14 protein-coding genes are annotated in these 22,320 nt (G+C 47.4%); 6 read left to right on the top strand and 8 right to left on the bottom strand.

Going from position 1 to position 22,320, the window contains the following annotated elements; genetic code table 11:
- Window positions 1-90: 90 nt before the first annotated feature.
- The 3 genes from ITG12_RS16815 to ITG12_RS16805 form a co-directional block, all read right to left on the bottom strand.
- Window positions 91-603, bottom strand: coding sequence for a protein disulfide oxidoreductase (locus ITG12_RS16815; RefSeq protein ID WP_039975310.1), 513 nt, complete (start codon window positions 601-603; stop codon window positions 91-93).
- A complete protein-coding gene (locus tag ITG12_RS16810; RefSeq protein ID WP_248873270.1) occupies window positions 600-2,711 on the bottom strand; it encodes a protein-disulfide reductase DsbD domain-containing protein in 2,112 nt (703 codons plus the stop codon). The genes ITG12_RS16815 and ITG12_RS16810 overlap by 4 nt, the downstream gene beginning before the upstream one ends.
- 67 nt (window positions 2,712-2,778) lie before the next feature.
- Window positions 2,779-3,177 carry a hypothetical protein gene (locus ITG12_RS16805; RefSeq protein ID WP_038870581.1) on the bottom strand — a complete coding sequence of 133 codons (399 nt, stop codon included), beginning with the start codon at window positions 3,175-3,177 and terminating at the stop codon, window positions 2,779-2,781.
- Between the two features lie 139 nt (window positions 3,178-3,316).
- Here ITG12_RS16805 and ITG12_RS16800 point away from each other — a divergent pair, with 139 nt between their 5' ends.
- A complete protein-coding gene (locus ITG12_RS16800) occupies window positions 3,317-4,222 on the top strand; it encodes a LysR family transcriptional regulator (protein ID WP_248873269.1) in 906 nt (301 codons plus the stop codon).
- A 66-nt stretch (window positions 4,223-4,288) separates the two neighbouring features.
- Here ITG12_RS16800 and ITG12_RS16795 read toward each other — a convergent pair whose 3' ends face one another.
- From ITG12_RS16795 to ITG12_RS16785, 3 genes are all read right to left on the bottom strand, one after another.
- Window positions 4,289-7,423 (bottom strand): HD domain-containing phosphohydrolase, encoded by a 3,135-nt coding sequence (locus ITG12_RS16795; protein ID WP_248873268.1) that lies wholly within the window; start codon window positions 7,421-7,423, stop codon window positions 4,289-4,291.
- Window positions 7,424-7,601: 178 nt separating this feature from the next.
- On the bottom strand, window positions 7,602-8,975 hold the full coding sequence (gene melB / locus ITG12_RS16790) for a melibiose:sodium transporter MelB (RefSeq protein ID WP_038870574.1): 1,374 nt from the start codon (window positions 8,973-8,975) through the stop codon (window positions 7,602-7,604).
- Between the two features lie 395 nt (window positions 8,976-9,370).
- Entirely contained in the window at window positions 9,371-11,488 is a 2,118-nt protein-coding gene (locus ITG12_RS16785) for an alpha-galactosidase (protein WP_248873267.1), read from the bottom strand.
- Between the two features lie 838 nt (window positions 11,489-12,326).
- Between ITG12_RS16785 and ITG12_RS16780 the strand changes: the two genes are divergently transcribed.
- From ITG12_RS16780 to ITG12_RS16770, 3 genes are all read left to right on the top strand, one after another.
- Window positions 12,327-13,568: a carbohydrate porin gene (locus tag ITG12_RS16780; protein ID WP_248873266.1), complete on the top strand. Its 1,242-nt coding sequence runs from the start codon at window positions 12,327-12,329 to the stop codon at window positions 13,566-13,568.
- A gap of 69 nt (window positions 13,569-13,637) precedes the next feature.
- Window positions 13,638-14,513 carry a MalM family protein gene (locus tag ITG12_RS16775; protein WP_104026626.1) on the top strand — a complete coding sequence of 292 codons (876 nt, stop codon included), beginning with the start codon at window positions 13,638-13,640 and terminating at the stop codon, window positions 14,511-14,513.
- Window positions 14,514-14,603: 90 nt separating this feature from the next.
- Window positions 14,604-17,696, top strand: a complete 3,093-nt coding sequence (locus ITG12_RS16770; protein WP_248873265.1) for a beta-galactosidase — start codon at window positions 14,604-14,606, stop codon at window positions 17,694-17,696.
- A gap of 99 nt (window positions 17,697-17,795) precedes the next feature.
- Here the strand turns inward: ITG12_RS16770 and ITG12_RS16765 are convergent, their stop codons facing one another.
- Both ITG12_RS16765 and ITG12_RS16760 read right to left on the bottom strand, forming a co-directional pair.
- Complete coding sequence (locus tag ITG12_RS16765) at window positions 17,796-18,392, bottom strand: response regulator (RefSeq protein WP_104026628.1); 597 nt, start codon at window positions 18,390-18,392, stop codon at window positions 17,796-17,798.
- The gene (locus tag ITG12_RS16760; RefSeq protein ID WP_104026629.1) at window positions 18,385-20,277 is read right to left on the bottom strand and encodes a sensor histidine kinase; all 1,893 of its coding nucleotides are present in this window, start codon (window positions 20,275-20,277) and stop codon (window positions 18,385-18,387) included. The genes ITG12_RS16765 and ITG12_RS16760 overlap by 8 nt, the downstream gene beginning before the upstream one ends.
- A gap of 171 nt (window positions 20,278-20,448) precedes the next feature.
- On the opposite strand from ITG12_RS16760, the gene dsrO reads away from it, so the two are divergent.
- Both dsrO and nrfD read left to right on the top strand, forming a co-directional pair.
- A complete protein-coding gene (gene dsrO / locus ITG12_RS16755; protein ID WP_038880646.1) occupies window positions 20,449-21,216 on the top strand; it encodes a sulfate reduction electron transfer complex DsrMKJOP subunit DsrO in 768 nt (255 codons plus the stop codon).
- Complete coding sequence (gene nrfD / locus ITG12_RS16750; RefSeq protein WP_038880648.1) at window positions 21,213-22,310, top strand: NrfD/PsrC family molybdoenzyme membrane anchor subunit; 1,098 nt, start codon at window positions 21,213-21,215, stop codon at window positions 22,308-22,310. The genes dsrO and nrfD overlap by 4 nt, the downstream gene beginning before the upstream one ends.
- The last annotated feature ends 10 nt before the right edge of the window (window positions 22,311-22,320 follow it).

The following is a 22,320-nucleotide window of genomic DNA, read 5'->3' as shown; positions in this document are numbered from 1 at the left end:
GTTGAACGTTGCCAATGTAGCACGCCATACTCACCTACACACTTATGTCATTGTAAAAGCGTGAAAAAGGTCGACGTGCTACACATTAGTTTATGCCATCCAGATCCTTGCCAGAATGCCAATTGGCGTTGTGACTCCTGTGGTGATTGAGCTCACCTCTCCATCTTTTAATACATAGATTGTGGGCGTCACACTGATGCTCCATTCTTGCATAATGCTGCTTTTCGGATCGTTGATGTTGTTGAACTGGTAACCTTTCGCCTGCATGAATTGGTCTACCCGTTCTTGCGGACCTGACGCACCTGACACAGTGACGACTTCATAGTAATCACTCAGCCAACTCACGCTTGGGCTAACAAACTTACATGCCGGACACCAGGTTGCCCAAAAGTAGACCACAACGGGCTCTTCATGACTTTTGGCGATCACGTCCATATATTCACCATCAGCCATGACTACGCTTAGCGGCGGCGCTTGCTCTTTAGGAATGTCTTTGGTGCGATACCAATCCATGGCGACCGAAATCACGGTCACCATAAGCACCATTTGCAACGCTTGACTAAGCCAGTATTTCAGCGATTTGCGCTTTTTTACTGTGTTCACTTAATCGTGCCTCCACTTGCTTGTTCGATTGCTTTCACCACAACATCGTCAGTCAGAATCACAGGCAAAGGAATACCCTCTGGCGCTGCTGGTCCATATACGATGTTAAATGGCACACCAAAGCGACCGTGTGCACGTAGGAAGTCGGTCACTGAGCCGTTCGGATGTGTCCAATCGCCTTTCAGTGTCGCCACGTTCGGACTTTGCAACAGTGAATAAACCGGATCTTGCCAGATCACACCAATCTTGTTGGCTTTACAGGTCACACACCAATCTGCCGTCACATCGACAAATACCACACGACCATTTTTCACGTGCTCTGTGATGGCTTCGTTAGAGAGTTTTTCCCAAGCCAAATCTTCTGGCAATGGCGTAGCCCAATGATTTGCAGTCACACTGCCTAACACCAAACCACCAGCGATCAGAATCAAAGAGGCGCTTCCTGAGATAGCTAACGCTTTGTTGCCATAAATATGCTTCACACGTGCCATGACCGCGATAAATGCTACCAAGCCAATCAAGATAACCCAGAAGATTGGTAAGTGGTTTGCCATCAATGACAACAACCAAACGCTAGTTGCCAGCATCATGATGCCAAAGACGATTTTTACGACATTCATCCACTGACCCGGTTTTGGCAGGCTTAAGGCAATACCTGGGAAGATCGCCACTAAAATCCATGGCAGCGCCATACCAATCGCAAGTGCGGTAAAGACTGCGAATAACGTGATGACATCAGCACCCAATGCGAAAGCCACCGCTGTGCCAAGGAAAGGTGCAGAGCAAGGCGTAGCTAATAGTGTCGCAAACATGCCTTGAACGTAATGCCCCACTAACGAGTTATCGCCTTTTGACGCCAACCAAGTATTGGTACCTGAAGAAAGACGAATCTCAAACAAGCCCAACATATTGGCACCGAACAGTGCAGTAACTAAAACCATCACACCAAGGAACCAAGGGCTTTGGAATTGAACGCCCCAGCCGATAGCGCTGCCTGTAAGCTTAAGCACCAAGATAAAGCCAGCTAAGATCCAGAACGAAGTCAAAATACCTAATGAAGACGCGATGAATTGCGTGCGAATTTGGCGGCGTTCTACCCCCTGCGCGGCAACAATACTACTTAGCTTCATGCCCAGAACCGGTAACACACAAGGCATGATGTTGAGAATCAAGCCACCGAGCAACGCAAATAGGAAGATGCTCACCAGTGATGTACTTGGCAACGTCTCTGTGATCAATCCTGTTTTAACAGGTGCCACTTCTTCTGCTAGCAAGTTGCTGTCTTTAATTGAAACGAAAACCGATTGATTATCCAGTTCCACATCACCCAGCCACGTGTTTACTTTGTAGTTTGCTATCAGGGTATTGCCTTCTTGGTGCAGCCCAAGCAGTTTGAAACTGTAATCGCTGGTGTTTTCATCAACACCATCAACCAGCACCTCTGGTTTTTGCCAACCTTGTGAATTGGTCAGTTTGATTTGTAGTTTAGATTGGTTTGCATCCCAGTTTGCTTCTGTCACATCAATAAATGGCGAAGCTTGAGGCACACTGCTCACCGCTTGCGCATAGCTGAACATCACACCTTCATCGACTTGTAAGTCAGAAGGCATGAAAGACAATTGAATATGGTAATCCGTCAGGACACAAATCGTTGTGCACGAAGAAAGCGTCAATGTCGCATCAATCGTCACAGGTTTAGTCATATCTTCAACGTGCAAGGTCATCGGGAAAAGCGTGTCGCCTTTGTAACCCAGCGTTTCAATACCAAGCAGTTCATATTTCTGCGGATATGGCCACTGCCAATCCACCTTAGTTAGGTTTTGTGATTTTTCCCAATCAATGGATGGCGCAACACCGCCCTCGCCCGGCGAACGCCAGTAGGTTTTCCAGTCGCCGCTCAATTTGACATCGAGATATCCCGTCAGCGTTTTTGCTTTAGGATCGTGTTGGCCAGTAAGGACAAAGCGTGTTTGCACAGGTGGATGCTGAGGGTTGGTCAACCATCCCGTGTCTGTCGTTTGTGCTTGGGTAATTAGCGAGAATAAGCTCAGTGCCAGCGTCATGATAAGCATCAACGCGGCTTGAGTCGTTTTTTTCATGTGGTTCATAGTTATTCCTAGTTAAAAACAAGTGTAGAGAAAAACTGACGATACGAAACTCGTCAGAAATCACTTGTCATTCGCGGAATACACACAGGGTGAGATGGACTCGATACTTTTGGACTATCGGTTCGGTCCATTGTCTTTTGCTGGCGAACGCACAACAGCGCCACACGACAAGCGCGAAAATGCCAACAAATAATACAACGACCAAGGTTTCCAGTTGTTGCTGAGCAAATTGAATCAGCTTTTCAGACAATTCACATTTACTCGTGTCATGCCCTTTTTCTGCTTTTACGATTTTAACTTCATCGCCAATGAGCACAGAGGTAGAGCTAGAGTCATATTGCATAGCACAACTGAACATCAAGCCAGAATTTTTCATCAAGCACACAACAATCACCCAGCCGATTAGTGCTAGGAACCATTTTCCCTGTTGTCGGGACGCGGCAGATTGTAGAGTGGATGAGTGCATTCTAACTTCGATAAATGTGGAAACGCGGGAAATCATACGCAAGTTAATATAAACCTCAAGTAGTATGATTTTTTGAACAGCGCGTTTTCGTAACTAACTGTGATAGTCTTATGACTACCGTTTCTGTAAATAATTCAACATGCTCAATAAAGTTAATCTTGCTGATATTCGCTCCTTCGTTTTGATCGCTCAACTGGGTAACTTCACCAAAGCGGCAGAAGCGCTTTCCGTCTCTCGGTCTCATGTGTCTCGCCAAATCAGTGGACTTGAAGCACAAATGGGTGTGACCTTACTGACTCGCACCACGAGAACATTACGCCTCACTCACGCTGGCGAGCATTTCTATCAAGAGTGCGAAAAAGCGCTGCACGACATCGACCAAGCGTTAATCGCTGCTGTTGACGATACTCAAGAAGTGCGCGGCTTGATTAGAGTGAACTGTGTGGGTGGCTACATCGGTGAAGACATCATTGCTAAATACGTCAATGAGTTCATGTTGGAATATCCGAACATCACCGTAGATTTGGATTTCTCTTCACCACGTATTGATTTGATTGAAGACCAATTCGATGTCGCGATTCGCATGGGCGAGTTGGAAGACGCAGGATTCGTCGCACGCAAATTGATGATGATCGATATGGTTACGCTTGCAAGTCCGAACTATCTCAAAACGTACGGCGAACCTGTCACGCCAAAAGAACTGGCGAAGCATCGTACTCTGACAGGCTCAGTCACTCGCTGGAGTTACCGTAACGTGGCTAACCCACAAGAGCACAGCGATGTCATCGTGAAAGGTAATCTACGCTGTAAAAACGGACGTGCACTGGTAATGGGCGCGCTATTCGATAACGGCATCATCCGTGTCCCTCTCAGTTATTGTGATAACGAGGTCGAACAAGGCAAACTGGTTAAAGTAATGCCGGAATGGGAAATTCCGTCGGTGCCGCTATCAGCGATTTACCACCGTGATCGCTACCAACCTAAGCGCCTGCGCACCTTCATCGATTTCGTCAAAACCAAATTTGCACAAGACTTTTATGTTTAAGTTTGGCGCATAAAAAAGTGCGTAAGAACCGAAGCTCTTACGCACTTTTTTCGAGCTTAATGAAGGCTAAGATAACTTTTCTAAATAGATCTTTATATCGACATCATCGATAAGCTCATCCGGTAAATAGCGCTTGGCGTAACTTAGGTAAGTGCCACTGGTTAACAGCAGCTTAAATACGTCTTTATCAATGTGACCACCGAGTGCCATTTTCGACATAATGCTGATTGCCTCACTCAAGGATTTGGCTTTCTTGTAAGGTCGATCGGCCGCGGTTAATGCTTCAAAGATGTCAGCAACCGCAAGAATACGCTCCGGAATCGACAGGTCTTCGCCCATCAATCCACGTGGATAACCAAACCCTTCCATCGCCTCGTGGTGAGTCGTAGCATAACGAGGTACACGTTCTAACTCTGGCGGGAATGGGATGCTCTCTAGCATCTTAATGCCGCTGATCATGTGCTCATTAATCTTAAAGCGCTCTTCTGCTGATAACGTACCGCGCTGCACCGCCAAGTTATAAAGTTCACCATGGTTGTAAAGCTTCTCTGGCACCGTCATATTAATGCCAAACTCAGGGTCAAGATCAAACGGCTGCTCACGCTCAATCACATGCTCAGGACGGTCAGAAAGCAGCTTCTCCGTTGCTGGCGTTGGTTGTGGTTGATAGCGTGTTTCTTCTAATGGCGATAAGCCAAGCCCGCAATCGAAGTAACGCGTCCACTCTTTCTCAGCCAACTTGTGTAAACGTTCGATGCCTTGATCCGACATAAACTCCGCCCCCACGTTCGCACTGGCGACAAATTCGAACTCTTCTTTCAGCGCAGCAAATTCTTGTTCAAGTGCTTGCTCAGGTTGTTCATTGACACCCATAATTTTTAGTTTTTTGAGTAGATATTGAATCTGCGCATCTCGCCACAGCACCTCAAAGCGCATGCGAACTTCGTGAATTCGATTGTAGTTGGTTTCTAGCTTACTGCCTTTATCGACCACGTATTCCGGCGTGGCGATCTTACCGCAATCATGAAGCCAAGCGGCAATACGGAATTCACGGCGCTCCTCGTCATTGGCAAACTCAAAAGCTCCAAACACGCCTTGGTCAGATTTCTCTGCTTCTTCCGCAAGCATCAACGCAATCTCCGGCACACGGTTACAGTGACCTGCCGTATAATGTGATTTTTCATCGATGGCGCGTGCGATAAGTTGAATCACGGAATCAAAAAACTCATTTTGCCTTTGTTCAAACTGCTTAAGCGAGTTGCTGCCTCGCATCAGCGAAAGACTAAGTTGATGAATTTCCTCAATGCGAGAATGCACACGCTGCACTTTGTCGTATTCGCGATCACGTACAAACCTGACTTGCTTTCTCAATGCATTGATGGGGTCTGAGATCGGTTTTGCCATTTCCCACGCGACGGGAATGAGTAGTGCAAGAACAAACAACGATGCGCCCACAGCATATAGCGTCACTTCATTTACGCCTGACATGACGTAAGACTGTGGAATCACGACAGCAAAGTAACGCTCTTCCTTATGAGTGAGTTTGGAGACAAAAACATACTTGTCTTTCCCATTGAGCGTCACTAGTTGAACGGAATTGATGAACTTAGGATCTTTGGCAAATTTGACCAGCTCTTCGTATGGCGTAAAGGTATAGGTCGACACTGCTGCCTTACCCTCAAACCATTTTTCACGCAGCTCTTTTCTTTGCTCTGGCGTAATCGCGTCAATAGCGCGGTTAATGATCTCAACTAAAGGTCTTTGTTCCTCATTTGCCAAGTAGTAAAACGCGTTGGAGAGGTTTGAATCCTTAACCAAAGTGATGGCTAAGTTCTGACGAAATGTTTCGCGTATTTTGTTGGCCAATATTTGACGGATGTCGAGCACAGCTACGATGTCACCATTCAATACCCCGTCGATCGCATCGTGCAAAGAAGCGTAATTGACGATGGTCATTTGTGGGTAAGCTTCTAACAAGTCATCTTGAATGCTCCACCCTTTCAGCAAACCAATTCTTTCGTTCTTCACTTGCTCTAAGGTATTGATGTGCTTGTTCTCTTCTGTGGTGAGCAAAGCAAACTTTGCGTGATAAAGAGGTTCACCGACGACACCGATGCTCGAAAGGTCATCTTGGTCGGCAATCGATTGAAGAATGTCGATATTGCCATTTTTAAAATCGTTGACGAGCTCATTCCAACGTCGACCGTTCACAAACTTAAACTTTAAGCCGGTCATTTCAGAAATCATCTTGAACAAATCAATCGAGAAGCCATTTGGGCGACCGCCAACGGTGTAATCAAGCGGAGCCCAATTATTTTGGTTCGACACTTTCAATTCTGGCGTTTGGGCGACCAGTGCTCGTTGCTCATCAGTTAAGTTCACCGGAGAGACCAAAGGTAAGCGATCTTCGATGTCGACCATCTTGTTAGTTGCAATCAATCGGCCATTGGCTTGATAGATAAACGCCTCAGCTTCTGGCGCTTTCTTGTTTTCGACAAAACGGTTGGTGAGTTGCGCCTCTAACGAGGAGAGAAGAATGTCCACACCCACCACAGTATCGGATTCTGGCACCTTAATGGAAAAGGTTTCCCCAGATACTTTTAGAGTGTTGAACAAATATGGAGAAGTATTGTAAATGTCATCATGGTCAGCATTTTCAAACCAGCTGCGTTGAGTCGGGATGAAGTTACTAAACTCATCTAAAACATGGCGTGATACAAAGTTTTCATCATAATAAATACTTACTTTACGACGCTCTCGCTTCACTCCGCTATGCGCGATCAACAACCACTTGTCCCCTGGTTGAGCATCTATGCGTGAACGAATGTCCTCTGAGGAAAGGTTGATCAGCTGGAAGAAGTCATTGTTCGCTTTGGCAACAAAAATACTATGAATGCTGGGTTCTCTTACCAACAATTTAGACAAAGGGATAATGATGCTCTCTTCGGGCGAATCTACCCCGATGAGCGACACTAGCTGCGCGCCGCTTCGTGCCACGTTCTCAGCTAAATTTTGTAGATTAGATAAATGACTCGATACACCTGTCGCGATGGTTTGATATCGGGTGAGGGTGTGTTGCAGCTCAGTTTTCCTTGCAAAATGGTATTGCAAAGTAATCGCCACACCTGCTGTCACTAGGGTACAGAAGACAAACATCAACCCTAGCACTGTCCTTAACGAAATCCGTTTACGTTTCTTCATCGTTTCAGCTTGGAGTAATCCAAGCGCCTTAATCCTTTAACCAACTGAAATTATTGTCTAAAAATTGAATTTAAGCCAATCACGAAATTTGATCGAAGCAAACAAAAACGCCTCCATCGGGAGGCGCTTTATCTTGGTGACTAAATTGAGTTGGGGTACTTAAGTGAAAACGTAACGATTATGCTTGTGCTGGAACGCTTTCAACTTGAGTTTGTTGCTCAGCTTCTTCTTTGTTGAAGCCTTCGTGTAGATGGTAGTAACGTTGGTAAATCACGCCACTGATGGTCATCATGATGGCAGGTAGACCAATCATCATAAATTCTAAGCCCATAATGGTGCTTGCTGATTGCTCTACGTTTGGTACGTAACCCACAACAGACAGACCAACACCCACAATGAAGCCACCTGCTGCGCCTGCGAACTTCACAAGCATGGTTTGTACTGAGAAGATAACGCTCTCGCTACGACGACCTGTTTTGTGCTCACCGTAGTCCACAACGTCAGCCAGCATTACAGTTTGCAGCGCGTTCGCAATACCCACGCCAAACTTAATTGCTGCACCCGCCATACCAATCATTAGCGCGTTAGCTGGAGCGATAAAGCCCATCAACAGTAGAAGTACACAAGACAGAATTGGGAAGCCACACGCGATAGGCCATAGAAGCTTGCGTGGAAGGAATGCTGCAAGACGTGGGAATAAGAACACACCCGCGACTTCTGCCGCACCTGCGACCGCCATGTAAACTGGGAATAGCTCTGCGTTACCCAGTGCGTAAGAGAAGTAGTAAATCGCAAAGCCACCAACTAATAGGTTCGCAATTTGGAAAGACAGAACCGTGCCGATTAGCGCTTTAAGCTGGTCGTTTTTACCGATGATAGTCAAAACGTCTTTGAAGCTGAATTTCTCTGCTGGTTTTGCGTTAGCTGGTGCCGCTTTCTCTTTTACGTTACGAGCAATTAAGAATGCGCTCATCACAAACAGAACCGCAATCAGCATCGCAACATTGAAGAAACCGTCACCTTGGTTGCCGTTACCTAACTCGCCCACAATGTGCAGACCGTAAGTACCAGTAATGAACCATGCAAGGCTCGCGAACAAACGTGGCCATACCACAAGCTTTTCACGTTCTTGGCGAGAGCTTGATAGCGCAGGAATCATTGACCAGTATGGGATATCCATAATGGTGTACGTTAGGCCCCAAAGGATGTATGCCGCCGCTGCGTAGATGTAAAGCGTAGTGCCTTCAAACATGTGAGTACTGAAAAGGCCGACCAGCACTACTGCGTTTAAAAGCGTACCAATCACAATCCAAGGACGGAATTTACCGAATTTTGAGCGCGTGTTGTCAACAATCACTCCCATCATTGGGTCAGTGATGGCATCGATAACACGAGCGGCTAAGAAGATAGTACCAACGAAAGCAGCAGACAAGCCGGCTACGTCAGTGAAGTAGAACATTAAGAAGATGTAGATAGGTGCACAGGCAAAGTCTTTACCGAGTGCGCCAAGGCCGTAGGACAGCTTGGTTTGTAGCGTAATTTTATCAGACATAATAGTTCCTTAGTGTCGTACTGCTATTCATTCCCCTAACTAGAATTCATAACGTCGACGTCTTTTATTTATATTTCGATGCTAATGCTACTCACACACTGAATGCCTTACTGTGATCAAAAACCGCTTTATGGAAACGTTTACAGACAAGTTTTCAAAATGAGACATCGAACAATATTTAGACCTATTAATGTGATGAGATCGTGTTATTTACGTCATTTTATCAACACTTTACGCTCATTAAGCATGAGAACGATTTCAAAATGGCCAATTAAAACCAACGCAAAAAGCCGTACAAACCTGATGTCTGTACGGCGATAGAAAACCAATGAGAAACGATGAAATCGTCTAAATAGCTATGATTCTAAATAGGCAAGGTTCTAAATCGGTAAGGCTTAGTGAATGCGTTCGAACTTCACCAACATGGCACTTTCTGCATCGAGGATTGGCATGGTTAAGCCAACCTCTTCACACCATACGCCAGATAACTCACAACCAGATTCAGTCCAAGGCGGTTGGTAATTCACGATGTCATCGTAGTTAGACGGTTTATCCAATACCGTCACTCGATATGTCGCTTGTGGATCCAAGCCCGGAACACGCAAATGCCCACTTAAAGAGTTCGTTGGCATCGCGAGCTGAGCAATCATCACCACGGCTTCCGATTGATCGTTTGAGACAACCGCATGAATTTGATGTGCTTTATCGTCCGTTGGGATTCGCCAAGTTCTTCCACTGTGTAGCAATGGACGCAGCATTTTGTGCAGCTTGATGTAACGCTCAAAGCCTTCTTTTTCCGCTTGTTCTTCTTTCACTGGGTCAAGCTCAATCCCCATATGACCGAACAGTGCCGTAAGCCCGCGGAACTCAATACTATGGCGGCGGCGCGTACTATGACAGTGGCTAGCACCAATATGGCTGCCCATCACTTCTGGCGGGAAGAAGTAGCTCATACCGCGTTGAATGGTTTGACGCTCAAGCGCGTCGTTATTGTCTGAAGCCCAGAAACGATGCGTGCGTTTCAGAACCTCAAAATCAATACGACCACCACCAGCTGCACAAGATTCAATCTCGACTTTCGGGTGCTTTTCACGAACTTTATCGACTAACTGATAGTAACGTTGGGTTTGATTGTGCGCCGCAGCCTGACCTAAGTGCGCTGGCTGAACGACTTCGCGGTTCATATCCCACTTGATGTAAGCAATGTTGTAAGTCGAGAGGAAGTGATCCAATCGCTCAAACAAGAAGTTAAACGCATCATCGTTTTGTAGGTTAATCACGTATTGGTTGCGACCAGTTGGCTGATCGTAACCGTTTACAGCCAGTAACCAATCAGGATGAGTACGGAACAATTCGGAATCTTTGTTGATCATTTCTGGCTCAAACCACAAGCCAAATTCCATGCCCAGCTTGTTTACGTGTTCCACAATCGGGTGCAAGCCATTTGGGTACTTAGCTTCACACAGAAACCAATCCCCTAACCCTGCTTTATCACCGTTGCGTCCTTTGAACCAACCATCATCAATGATAAAGCGTTCTACACCCATCTCTGCGGACTGAGTTGCCATCGACATGATGTATTCAGGATCGTGGTCAAAGTAAATGCCTTCCCACGTATTGAGGTGGATCGGGCGAGGTTTGTCCGTGAAATCACTCGGTAAAATCGTTTCGCGTACATGAGAGTGGAAGTGATGACTCATACCATTCAAACCACAATTACTGTGGCTCGCGTAAAGCCAAGGCGTCGTAATGCTCTCACCTTCTTTTAGCGCCACTTCACCAGGCAAGTAAATGACTTCAGCCTGCGTGTAACGGCGGCCATCAGCTTTCACGTCTACGCGCAATCTGTGGTTGCCACTCCATGCGAAATGGAAGCCCCACACATCGCCATTCATTTCATCAAAGTGAGTCGTACCAACAACAAGCGCAGGATAGTGCTCATGAGAAGTACGTCCACGACGGTTTTCTTGTTGGTAGCCGCCTTGCAGCAATGGCTGGCGCACCGTTTGGAACTCATGAACCCAACGGCCGTAATAAGTCATCAATTCATTCGCACGAGCTGGCAAAGGCAACGTATTGGCAAGACGGTTCACATGATAAATACCCGCTTTTTTGTTGGTGAGCCTATGACGCGTTTTCACCACATCGTTGCTATCAAGCTTAAGCTCGGTTTGTAAACGAAGACCTGCGATCGCATCTTCGCTCTCAATCACAATACTGTCTTGCTGTTGTTCAATATGGGAGATGACAAACACTGGAGCCCAATCTTGACCATCGCGATGCCCTTCCACACCAGGGCTGCTGAAAACGCCACGACCAAGCTCTGGATGTAGAGTCATGGATACATCGCTGTCCAAACGACCGTATGGCACGGGACGATGTAAAGCCATGCGGAAACCACTAAGGTCACCACTTACTTTTTGTCCCCAATGCAGGATCTCTGCATATTCGCCTAACTCTACAATCAATTGAGTTTGCTGACCGGTTAGCTCAATCAGTGTTTTGTCCGTCATCTTGTCTTACCTTGAAACTGGAAATTACGCTGCATCATAATGAAAAAAACAAAAGAATCTGTGAGCCACACCAAAATCATGGAAACGTTTACAGTTAATTTTTCAAACTTGTGCCATCGCCCGCTACACCTTATTCCTTCTTATATTACGCAGCGATCAGCTCCAAAAAACTCAGATTCTTTGGTGACCGAGTTCTTTAAAGCACTGCACGTAAACTCGAATACCAAACTGATTTATAAAGAATTTTTCGTCATTTAATTCATTACCTTACAACAACAAAATCATAAATAAGGTTACAGACCGCTCAGTTGAACTCCTCACCTCTTGAAGTGGTTAACCGACAACCGTATTCTTGAGGCTTCGAGATTCTTTATGAAGTGTCTCTCTTGGGTCCTAACTCAAAATCCCAGTTTGACGATACCGCAAATGCTCGTGTGCAGTGCGCCCGCGAACCACTTGTTGTATATGCTTCCTTGTCTCACATGCCCAGTTGATTTCAATTGGGCTCTCTTTCCTCTTCTTCCTAACAACTCCCTCCCCTTAGATAAAAACCAATTTAAATCAGCACTTTAAACAAAATAAACTTCCATCTTCCAACTCAAACACCATCCAACCCAAGTAAACGATTCCAACTCACGTGGTCAGAAATCAATCTAAAACCGCGCTTAAAACCTCAATTTAAGAGATCGAAATCACACAAAATAGCAATAAACTCCTCATTACGACAAAAATGCCAACCTCATCATGAAAACGTTTCCAGAGTTTATTTACACTGCGCAGCGAGTTAGGACTCAAACCAATAAAAAATAAATCCATAAAAATAGAATGGAGACACTTCATGAAACAAAAGACGCTTGTAAGAGCGCTTGGGTTAACCCTCGCCCTAGCACCACTTGCTAGTATGGCTGCAGTGGAGAACATCACTTACTTCGGCTACGCCAAGTGGGGCAACATTTACACAGATAACGATGAACACAATGGTGGCAAAGGCGAACGCAACGATGTGATTCGTGCTGGTCAAGGTTACGGTAACTACCGTTTGGGTAACGAACTGAACTGGTGGGAAGCGGGCCTCAAAGCCGACGTTTGGCAACAAGGCGACGCGTACTTTGATACCACACTTTACCTTGGTAGCGGCGAAAGCTGGGGCGACGTTAGCTTGATCCAAATGTGGTCAGCAGGTCATGGGCTGTTTGAAGGCCAAGCGGATGCCACCGTTTGGGCGGGCGAACGTTTTTACCGCCGTCATGAAGTGCACATGATCGACATAAAATACTGGGACACATCGAGCACGGGTATCGGTATTGAAAACTGGGATCTTGGTTTTGCTAAAGGTCACATCGCATGGATGGCGCCAAACTCTAGCGCAGATGGCCGCAGCTTACACAACATCGATGCACGTTTGAGCGGCATTGAACTGAGCGACAGTGCAGATCTTACGGTCGGTTTGAACTATGTGTTCACGCAAAACTCTAGTTATGACGAAAGTGACATCACCACTTCTGGCGCCATGCTTTCTGCACTTTACCGTCAAGCTTGGAACTATGGTTCAAACACATTCGCTTTCCAATACGGTACGGATGCACTTGCGGGCGGTTTGATGAGTGCTGAAGGCGGCTCAAACCGTAAATACAACACAGGCGTTGAGCACGATGGTTACAGCTGGCGTATTTTCAACTCTGGCGATCTTAACGTGAATGAAGATTTCCAAGTGATGTACTCCATCGCTTACCAAGACAAAAACCTGGATAACAACGAAGGTGAGAAATGGTTCAGCGTAGGCGCTCGTCCTCAGTACAGCTGGACAGAATACATGGCAACCGCACTTGAAGTTGGCTACGAATCAGTCGAAGCACAAAACGGCGCTGGCACCAACGACATGTACAAAGTGACGGTGGTGCAAATGTTCCAAGCAGGCAAAGGCGTTTGGGCTCGTCCATCACTGCGCTTGTTCGCGACCTACTCAGAGAAAACCGATGAGTGGAACCGTGGCGGCGAAGTCTACGGCCATGCTCGCAGCAATGGTGGACAAAACGTCGACGAAATCACCTTCGGCTTTAACGTCGAAACATGGTGGTAATCCAAACCCGCTACTATTTATGAACCCAACGGGGTGAGTAATACGCTCACCCCACAAAGGACAACGCAGATGAAACTAAAACCGCTAGCAACTCTATTCATGGCTCTGTCTCTTGGCGCGTGCAGTGGATTACCAGAGCAAACCTTCAATACTGATTTGAGCCAACCACAATGTTGCTCAACGTTAGATGCTTTGCCTCTGACCGCCCTATCGATTCCTTTCCACCAGCAGGTGGTTATGGATGCAAATCTGCCAAGTGTTAGCAGTGCGGTTTTACTTTCTTCAGATTCAGCTTCATCCAAACCGCTCCCAGTGATGAGCTATCAAATCACTTCTGACGCGCCATTCTCGCTACTTGTTCGCTCTTATGTTGATAACAATGCGCTATTTGCTGCGAATGTTCTTATTTATGACTCGAAATGGCAGCTTCTAACCGATTACTCAGCAAAAGACTTTAACTACCACACAACGGGCATGCGCGGCTTAGAACGTGTTGAACAGGTGATCACGGTAAACCCACAACTTAATGGCGCGAAATACGTGGTCATCGCTTCAGATTCGACACTGCTTGGCACCGAATTGATTCGCAAGCACCCAGAAGAAGTTTACGCAGAAACGCAAAACGTCATTGGCAGTAAACAGCTTCCGCTCACTGCTCAGTTCCAACCTTTTGGCGTTATTGATGTTACGGCGAGTGCCTCCGACAACAACGCGGTATTAACGCTTTTGGCGGAATTGGGCACACAAACCAACGACACCGCAAAAGCAGAGCTAACCCCTGCCGCATCGCCTGAAGCACAAGATGAATGGACGTTGTACCAATCTCAAATCGATGCAGCGCTCAAAGACAACGACGTAAAACAAGCTGCGGCGATTGCCAACCAAGCAGCTGAGCAAGGCTTTACCCAAGCAAAAGATTATCTCGTGAAGCAATTAGCGAAATAACGCTTCACAACAAGAACAAAGGCACTCTCGCTACGGGCTCAAACTCCGTAGCGAAACAAGATTAGAAACAAAAAGTTAAGTAGGAAAACCATGAAGGCATTTTCAGAAATTCTCCAAAGACGCGACTGGGAAAACCCGCAATCAGTGAACATTCACTGTCTTAAGGCTCACAGCCCTCTTTCCAGTTTCCGCGATATTGACCATGCCCGCGACAGTATTCAGGCCCAGCGTCAATCGCTGAACGGACAATGGAAATTCAAACTGTTTGATGCGCCAGAGCAAGTTGACGGCGAGTTCATCGAGTCACAATTCAATGACAAAGACTGGGATGAGATTACTGTCCCTTCAAACTGGCAAATGCAAGGTTACGACAAACCTATTTACGCCAACGTGAAATACCCATTCGAAGTAAACCCACCGTTTGTACCAACTGATAATCCAACGGGTTGCTACCGCACTACCGTGTCACTTTCAGCAGAAGATTTAGCCAATACGCAGCGCATTATCTTTGATGGCGTGAACTCGGCTTTCCACCTTTGGTGTAACGGCACTTGGGTTGGCTACAGTCAAGATAGCCGCCTACCTTCTGAATTCGACCTAACACCTTACCTTGTGGCAGGTGACAACAGCCTAGCCGTCATGGTGATTCGTTGGAGTGATGGCAGCTACCTAGAAGACCAAGATATGTGGTGGCTAAGTGGTATCTTCCGCGACGTAACTTTGCTGTCTAAACCACAACACTGCATTGAAGATGTGTTCATCACACCGGATTTAGACGCGTGTTACCGCGATGGTTCACTGTCGGTTGTGACTTCGATTTCTGCGCCGGACACCTACCAAGTTCAAGTGCAGCTGTTTGATGGCGAACAAGCCGTGACAGAGCCAAGCATCGACCGTCCGCACAACCGTCGCATTGACGAACGTGGCACGTGGGATGACGTGGTATTCCAAACATTGCACGTACGCGAGCCAAAGAAATGGACGGCGGAAACACCGAACCTTTACCGCTTAGTCGTTTCATTGTTGGATGAAAATGGCGCGCACTTAGAAAGCGAAGCGTACCCTGTGGGCTTCCGTAAAGTCGAAATCACCGATGGGCAATTGAAGCTAAACGGTAAGCCTTTGTTGATCCGCGGCGTGAACCGTCACGAACATCACCCTGAGCTTGGTCATGTGATGACGGAAGAAGACATGATCCGCGATATCTGCTTGATGAAGCAATACAACTTCAATGCGGTACGTACGGCGCACTACCCGAACCACCCTCGTTGGTACGAACTGTGTGACCAATACGGCTTGTACGTGTGCGATGAGGCGAACATCGAAACTCATGGCATGCAGCCAATGAACCGCCTATCGAGCGATCCACAATGGGCGCACGCTTACATGAGCCGCTTCACCCAAATGGTGATGCGCGATAAGAACCACCCTTCGATTATCATCTGGTCTTTAGGTAACGAATCCGGTCACGGCAGCAACCACAATGCGATGTACGCTTGGTCTAAAAACTACGACCCGTCTCGCCCTGTGCAGTACGAAGGCGGCGGTTCAAACACCACAGCAACCGACATCATTGCGCCAATGTACGCGCGTGTGAACACGGTCATTGAAGACGAAGCCGTGCCTAAATGGGCAATCAAGAAATGGGTGTCGTTACCAAACGAAACTCGCCCTTTAATTTTGTGTGAATACGCACACGCGATGGGCAACAGTCTGGGTAGCTTTAATGATTACTGGGATGCGTTCCGCGATTACCCTCGCCTACAAGGCGGCTTTATTTGGGATTGGGTGGATCAAGGCTTGAGCCAATGGGATGAAAACGGCCAACACTTCTGGGCTTACGGCGGCGACTTTGGCGATGAAATCAATGACCGTCAGTTCTGCATCAACGGTTTGATCTTCCCAGATCGCACGGTTCATCCAACGTTGGAAGAAGCAAAATACTGCCAACGTATGATCACCGTATCACTGCAAGAACAAACCAAAGAAGCTTGCACACTGTTGGTGACTAACGAGAACTTATTCCGCGCGACCGATAATGAGCAATTGAAATGGTCTCTGTTGGAAAATGGCAAAGTGATTCAAACCGGTTCATTGGCGCTTAACGTAGAAGCGGATAGCCAAACAAGTATTGAGATTGCCCTTCATTTCACGCCAAAAGCGGAAGCGCAATATCACTTAAATACCGACATTACTCTGATTGCAGCAACACCTTGGGCTGAAGCTGAGCACCTAGTCGCTTCTGAGCAAATGTCACTACGCAATACAGCAGGCCTTGCTCTGCCAAGATTGGAAACGCAACCAGCGCCAATGCTAACGCAGCAAGACAACACCGTTTTGGTGTCTAGCTTGGATGAAAAACATCAATGGCGTTGGGATAGCCAAACTGGCTTGATGATCGACTGGCGTGTCGATGGTGAAGCACAAATGCTTGCAGCACCACAAGATAACTTCTTCCGTGCGCCACTGGATAACGACATCGGCGTGAGCGAAATCGACAACGTCGATCCAAATGCTTGGATGTATCGTTGGGACATGGCGGGTATCGGCCAGTGGGAACGTCAATGTGTCGCTTGCCACAGTGAAACTCTGGCACATGCGGTGAAAGTGACTTCGACGTTCGCTTACCACTTTAATGGTGAAGTACAAGCGATCACGACTTGGACGCACACCCTGAGCAATAACGGTGAGATGGCATTGGCTGTCGACGTGAAGCTGGCTGATGATTTACCACCAATGCCACGCATCGGTTTGGAATTTGAACTGCCGTTGAATGAGCAAAACGCTCCGATCACATGGCAAGGCTTAGGTCCGTTTGAAAACTACCCAGACCGTTTGGCAGCGGCGCGCTTCGGCCAGCACACACAAACACTTGAGCAAATGCACACACCATACATTTTCCCAACCGACAGCGGTCTGCGCTGTGGTACGCAATGGTTGAAGGTGAATGAGTTAGAAATCTCGGGTAACTTCCAGTTCAGTGTGAGTCAGTACGCTCAGCAGCACTTAGCTGCAGCGAAACACACCAACGATTTAGTCGCAGAAGAGAAGATTTACGTGCGCCTAGACCATAAACACATGGGCGTTGGCGGTGATGACTCTTGGAGCCCTAGTGTGCACAAGGAATTCCAGTTAACGGACAATCAATACGCTTACAAAGTGACGTTTAAACCTGCTCAGTAATCGATTGATACTCTAAACATAAAACACGTCAGTGTGGCTTAATCCCCAAGTTTTGGCTTGGGGATTTTTTATTTGAGCATAAGTTTTATGCCTGTTTTATTACGCCAGTTTGCCGTAGATGTAAGCCAGCTCTGCCACCGTTTTTGCCGAGAACTTTTTCAACAGACTTGCGCGATGTACTTCTACCGTTCGCATCGCTATACACAGCTCATCGGCAATGCGAATATTGCGCTTACCCGCGATGATCAAACGCAGAATGTCTTTCTCTCTTGGCGTCAGTGATTCATACGCGGCTTTCGCGCCCGCGATATCCAGATTCGCCGCAGATTGAACTTGGCCTTTCAAAATCGCTTGTGCCAGCTCGTCCCCTTTTACGGGCTTTTGGAAGAAATTCACCGCCCCGGCTTGCAGAGCATCCACCGCCATTGGCACATCGCCATGTCCGGTTAAGTAAATCACTGCCAATGGACTTTTGGCTTCATTGAGAATTTGATGCACTTGTTGGCCACGCAAATTCGGCATTCGGCTATCCAGAATCACACAGCCTGCTTGATGAATATCCACGCCATCAAGAAATGCCTGCCCATCGGCAAACGTCGTCACAGAGAAGTCATGTTCTTCGAGCATAAACGCCAACGAATCTCGCACCGACTCATCATCGTCGACCACAAATACGGGCAGTTGCTTGTCACTCATTCACTTCTCCTGTGTTTCTTTTTGTTTGCTCTTCTTCGTTGCGTTTTGTATTGGCGGTTTTCATGGTTTGATACGGCAAGGTTAATACCACCAAGCAACCGTGTGGCTGAGTAGATTGAATAACGAATTCACCACCATGCATCTCCATCACATCACGACAGATCGCCAGCCCCAGCCCTAACCCTTCCTGCTTTGTACTCACAAAGGCGGCGGTTGGGTTCTCATGCTCCAAGCCCGTACCGTTATCCCACACTCGAATCGACATACTTTGGGCTTGATAATCCGTGTGAAGCGCAATTTTGCCTTGATAATTATTAGGGTGATTTTCTGCGTACATCACACAAGCATCTATCGAGTTGTTCATCACGTTCACCAACACTTGCTGCAGACCTACGGCATCAGCTTCGACCAGTTGGGATTGTCCTTCGTTGCTACGAACCACTTCAATACCTTGTTTCTGCAAGCGGAAATTCAGCAGCTCAACCGTATCAGAAATCAGTTGCTCCACATCGCACGCAGCCATGTCGACGCTGCGCTTTTTAATCAAAGTTCGCAGGCGACAAACGATCGCATCGGCGCGTTCTACTTGGGTCTGGATCTTTTCTAGGACCGGCACGATATCTTCATGAGGGCGCTTCTTAGCTAATCGTAACAAGCCACCTTCGCTGTAGTTTCGGATCGCCGCTAAAGGTTGGTTTATCTCGTGCGCAAGACTGCTGCCTAATTCGCCAACAATAGCCACTCGTTGTGAGTGCTCTAGCATTTCGCTCTTCTCTTTTAAGCGCAGTAAGGTTTTCTCTAGCGCTTGTTTACTCTTACTGAAACGATACTCCAGCCAAAAGTGGTAAATATTCAACACAATCACAAACAGAAATAACGCCCATGCCCATTCTTGATGGAAACGCAGCCAGCGCAGCGCCTCTTTCCACCAAGGTTGCTGCAATGGGTGCAAGTCCATCGCTTGGTAGAGTTTGTCTATCGACAACAAGCTGACTGGTGATGTCCAACCGGATGCTTTGGCTGCAATCGCAGCGGGATTATCGGCAGGCATCGCAAGTAAGGCTCGACTGATCTTCTTGGCTAATTGGGACGATCCACGCTCCGTTTTCGCAAAGGACCAGTTTGGATACAGGGGCGTCGACACTGCACACTCGGTTTGAGGAAGTTTAAGCGGACTTAAAACCCGCAGTTGCCCCTCTTCCAATAGCCCTTCACCTTCCATTTGCTCAACCAAACAAGCTGGAACCACGGCGGCTTCCACATTGTGATCACGCAGTTGGTAGAGGTTGGCATCAATTGGGAAACCCAAAAAGCGCACGTCCGAGAAGAAGTCATTCGGATCTAACCCTTTCTCTATCACTTGATAACGCAATGTGAGGTAACCACCAAAGGCTTTCTCTGACACCGCTGCAATCGGCAAACCGGACACATCATTGAGAGTGACATAAGGCGAATCAGAACGTACCACCAGCGCCGAACCAATGCCGTAATTGGAGTTTTCTGGCGCTTGGCTGGTCAACGTCGCGATCCAAGACAACGCGTACTGACGCCCCAAGCGCACTGCTTGTCCGGGGTTAGTGAGAATGAAGTCCATGCTTTGGTTTTCGACTGCTTTGGTCATGCCATCGAGATCTAGCGGATGGAGAACAAACCGCACTTCAGGGATTTGTTGATTGAGCCAGTAAATCGTCGGTTGCCAACGCTGCTCCGCATATAAATGGCCACGTATGGCTAGCACACCCACATCGACTTGCGGTTTAGAGAAAGCGCTGGAATCTAATGTTTGTGTTGGTGCTGCATGTACAAAAGAAACCGTGAAGCAGCCGGATATAAGACTGATAAAAACAATCCATAAGCGAATGAAGTTTAGCGATTTTTTCAGCATGAATTGTTTCTTAATCCTCGGTATTGGGAGCATCAGAATAACAGCAACATAGCGGAATCCACATTTGTTTTAGATCAACTTTGCTCTCGGTATGTGGAAATCCACTATATCGACAAAGGGCTGCAATTCTGACAATGAAAACAAGCTCTAATCAATCTTAGCAGGTGAGTTATGGATTCCACCAAACGCCGTTTTCTCAGTGCCGTTACCGCAGGCGCTGCGCTGATTCCGATCGCCGGAATTGGCACAGCCACAGCAGGCACAGTGATCAGAAACAACAATGAACCCGACCGAAAAGGCCAAGTCGGTAAACGCTACGCCATGGTTGTCGATTTGCGTAAATGCGTTGGCTGTCAGGCTTGTACTGTCGGTTGTAGCATCGAGAACCAAGCCCCTATTGGCCAGTTTCGAACCACAGTAAAACAGTATGAAGTCACCCTTGATGATGGCTCAACTGCAACGGAAGAAGTGAAATCTTTCATGCTGCCGCGCTTGTGTAACCACTGTGATAACCCACCGTGTGTGGCTGTATGTCCAGTGCAAGCCACCTTCCAACGAGAAGACGGCATCGTGATGGTCGATAACAGTCGCTGCGTGGCGTGTGCTTACTGTGTTCAAGCCTGCCCTTACGATGCGCGCTTCATCAACGAAGAGACCCTAACTGCGGACAAATGTACTTTCTGCGCACATCGCCTTGAAGAAGGTTTGCTGCCGGCTTGTGTGGAAACGTGCGTCGGTGGTGCTCGCGTGATTGGTGACATCAACGATCCGAACAGCGAAGTTCGCCGCTTGATGACAGAGCACCAAGACGACATCAAAGTGCTTAAACCAAACGAGGGCACCAAACCGCACGTGTTCTACATCGGCATGAATGAACGCTTCACTCAACACATTGAAGGTCAGCCTGCGATTTACGATCCACAAGGAGAAAAAGCATGAACATAACCGAAGTGCTGGTACAGCCTCAGGCCATCGCTTGGCTTCCGTGGGCAGTGCAATATTTCTTCTACATCGGCTCAGCTTATGCGGCGGCTATCTTATTCTTAATCGCGCTGTTGTTTGAATCTCACACTAGTCATCGTCTGCGCGCAGCCTTGGTGCTGACTTTGGCGATTGGCGCGATCGTTGGTCCGCTCGCGTTAACAGGCGATCTCCACCAGCCGGGACGTGCTTGGCATTTCTACGCACATCTCACCCCTTGGTCTTGGATGTCATTAGGTTCGTTGTTCTTACCTCTGTTCTCTGGCTTGGCTGTGGCAACGGCATGGTTATATCTGCGTAATGATTTGATCAACCTAGAGAACCAACCGGGTAAGGTATTTCCGCTACTTGCGAAGCTCTCGCTAGGCCGTTGGAAAACTAGCCGCAAGCTGATGATGGCAGCGTCGATTGTGACCGTCCTATCTGGCCTCACCATTGCGCTTTACACTGGCGCTGAAATCGCCATCGTGAAATCTCGTTCGTTGTGGCATCAACCTGCATCGCCTGTGCTTTGGTTTGTCACGGCATTTATCGGCGCGGTCGGCTTTACCCTACTTATTTGGCTTTTGATTCCATCGAAGTCGGATCGCCTGACCTTCGGAGATACTCGTTTACTGCGCCAGACGACGGCAATTAGTGGTGCATTATCGCTGTTGTTGATTCCTATCTGGGCTTCTAACAATGCCAGTTCATCCCTTTACGCTTCTCCATTATGGGTACAGCACATCGCATTACTAACGTCTTTGCTGCTGGGTAGCGTGCTGCTTGCACTGTTTACGCTGCGCGATACCAACCGTCACTTCATTCGAGTGTTATTCATGTCTGGGATGGCACTGACCACAGCGTGGACTGTTCGTTGGATCACCATGATGGAAGTACAAACCATCGCTAAGTTTGATGTTGGCCCATATCCATACGACTTACCAATTGGCAATAATGGTCTGCTCGGCATCATCGGCATGTTTGGCCTGTGGATTGCGCTGGCATTACTTGGTTCCGAACTGATTCAACCGAAGCGTGAATCGGCTCCTTCAACCCTAACTCAACACTGATCTAAGAGGA

Origin of the sequence: Vibrio sp. ED002, assembly GCF_023277445.1 — a bacterium.
Lineage (GTDB): Bacteria > Pseudomonadota > Gammaproteobacteria > Enterobacterales > Vibrionaceae > Vibrio > Vibrio jasicida.
This window is presented reverse-complemented; position numbering and strand designations above follow the sequence as displayed.

Excerpts from the sequence above, each read along its gene's own strand:
- ITG12_RS16810 (WP_248873270.1), bottom strand. The coding sequence starts at position 2,711 with ATGAACCACATGAAAAAAACGACTCAAGCCGCGTTGATGCTTATCATG.
- ITG12_RS16805 (WP_038870581.1), bottom strand. The coding sequence starts at position 3,177 with ATGCACTCATCCACTCTACAATCTGCCGCGTCCCGACAACAGGGAAAA.
- ITG12_RS16800 (WP_248873269.1), top strand. The coding sequence starts at position 3,317 with ATGCTCAATAAAGTTAATCTTGCTGATATTCGCTCCTTCGTTTTGATC.
- ITG12_RS16795 (WP_248873268.1), bottom strand. The coding sequence starts at position 7,423 with ATGAAGAAACGTAAACGGATTTCGTTAAGGACAGTGCTAGGGTTGATG.
- melB (WP_038870574.1), bottom strand. The coding sequence starts at position 8,975 with ATGTCTGATAAAATTACGCTACAAACCAAGCTGTCCTACGGCCTTGGC.
- ITG12_RS16785 (WP_248873267.1), bottom strand. The coding sequence starts at position 11,488 with ATGACGGACAAAACACTGATTGAGCTAACCGGTCAGCAAACTCAATTG.
- ITG12_RS16780 (WP_248873266.1), top strand. The coding sequence starts at position 12,327 with ATGAAACAAAAGACGCTTGTAAGAGCGCTTGGGTTAACCCTCGCCCTA.
- ITG12_RS16775 (WP_104026626.1), top strand. The coding sequence starts at position 13,638 with ATGAAACTAAAACCGCTAGCAACTCTATTCATGGCTCTGTCTCTTGGC.
- ITG12_RS16770 (WP_248873265.1), top strand. The coding sequence starts at position 14,604 with ATGAAGGCATTTTCAGAAATTCTCCAAAGACGCGACTGGGAAAACCCG.
- ITG12_RS16765 (WP_104026628.1), bottom strand. The coding sequence starts at position 18,392 with ATGAGTGACAAGCAACTGCCCGTATTTGTGGTCGACGATGATGAGTCG.
- ITG12_RS16760 (WP_104026629.1), bottom strand. The coding sequence starts at position 20,277 with ATGCTGAAAAAATCGCTAAACTTCATTCGCTTATGGATTGTTTTTATC.
- dsrO (WP_038880646.1), top strand. The coding sequence starts at position 20,449 with ATGGATTCCACCAAACGCCGTTTTCTCAGTGCCGTTACCGCAGGCGCT.
- nrfD (WP_038880648.1), top strand. The coding sequence starts at position 21,213 with ATGAACATAACCGAAGTGCTGGTACAGCCTCAGGCCATCGCTTGGCTT.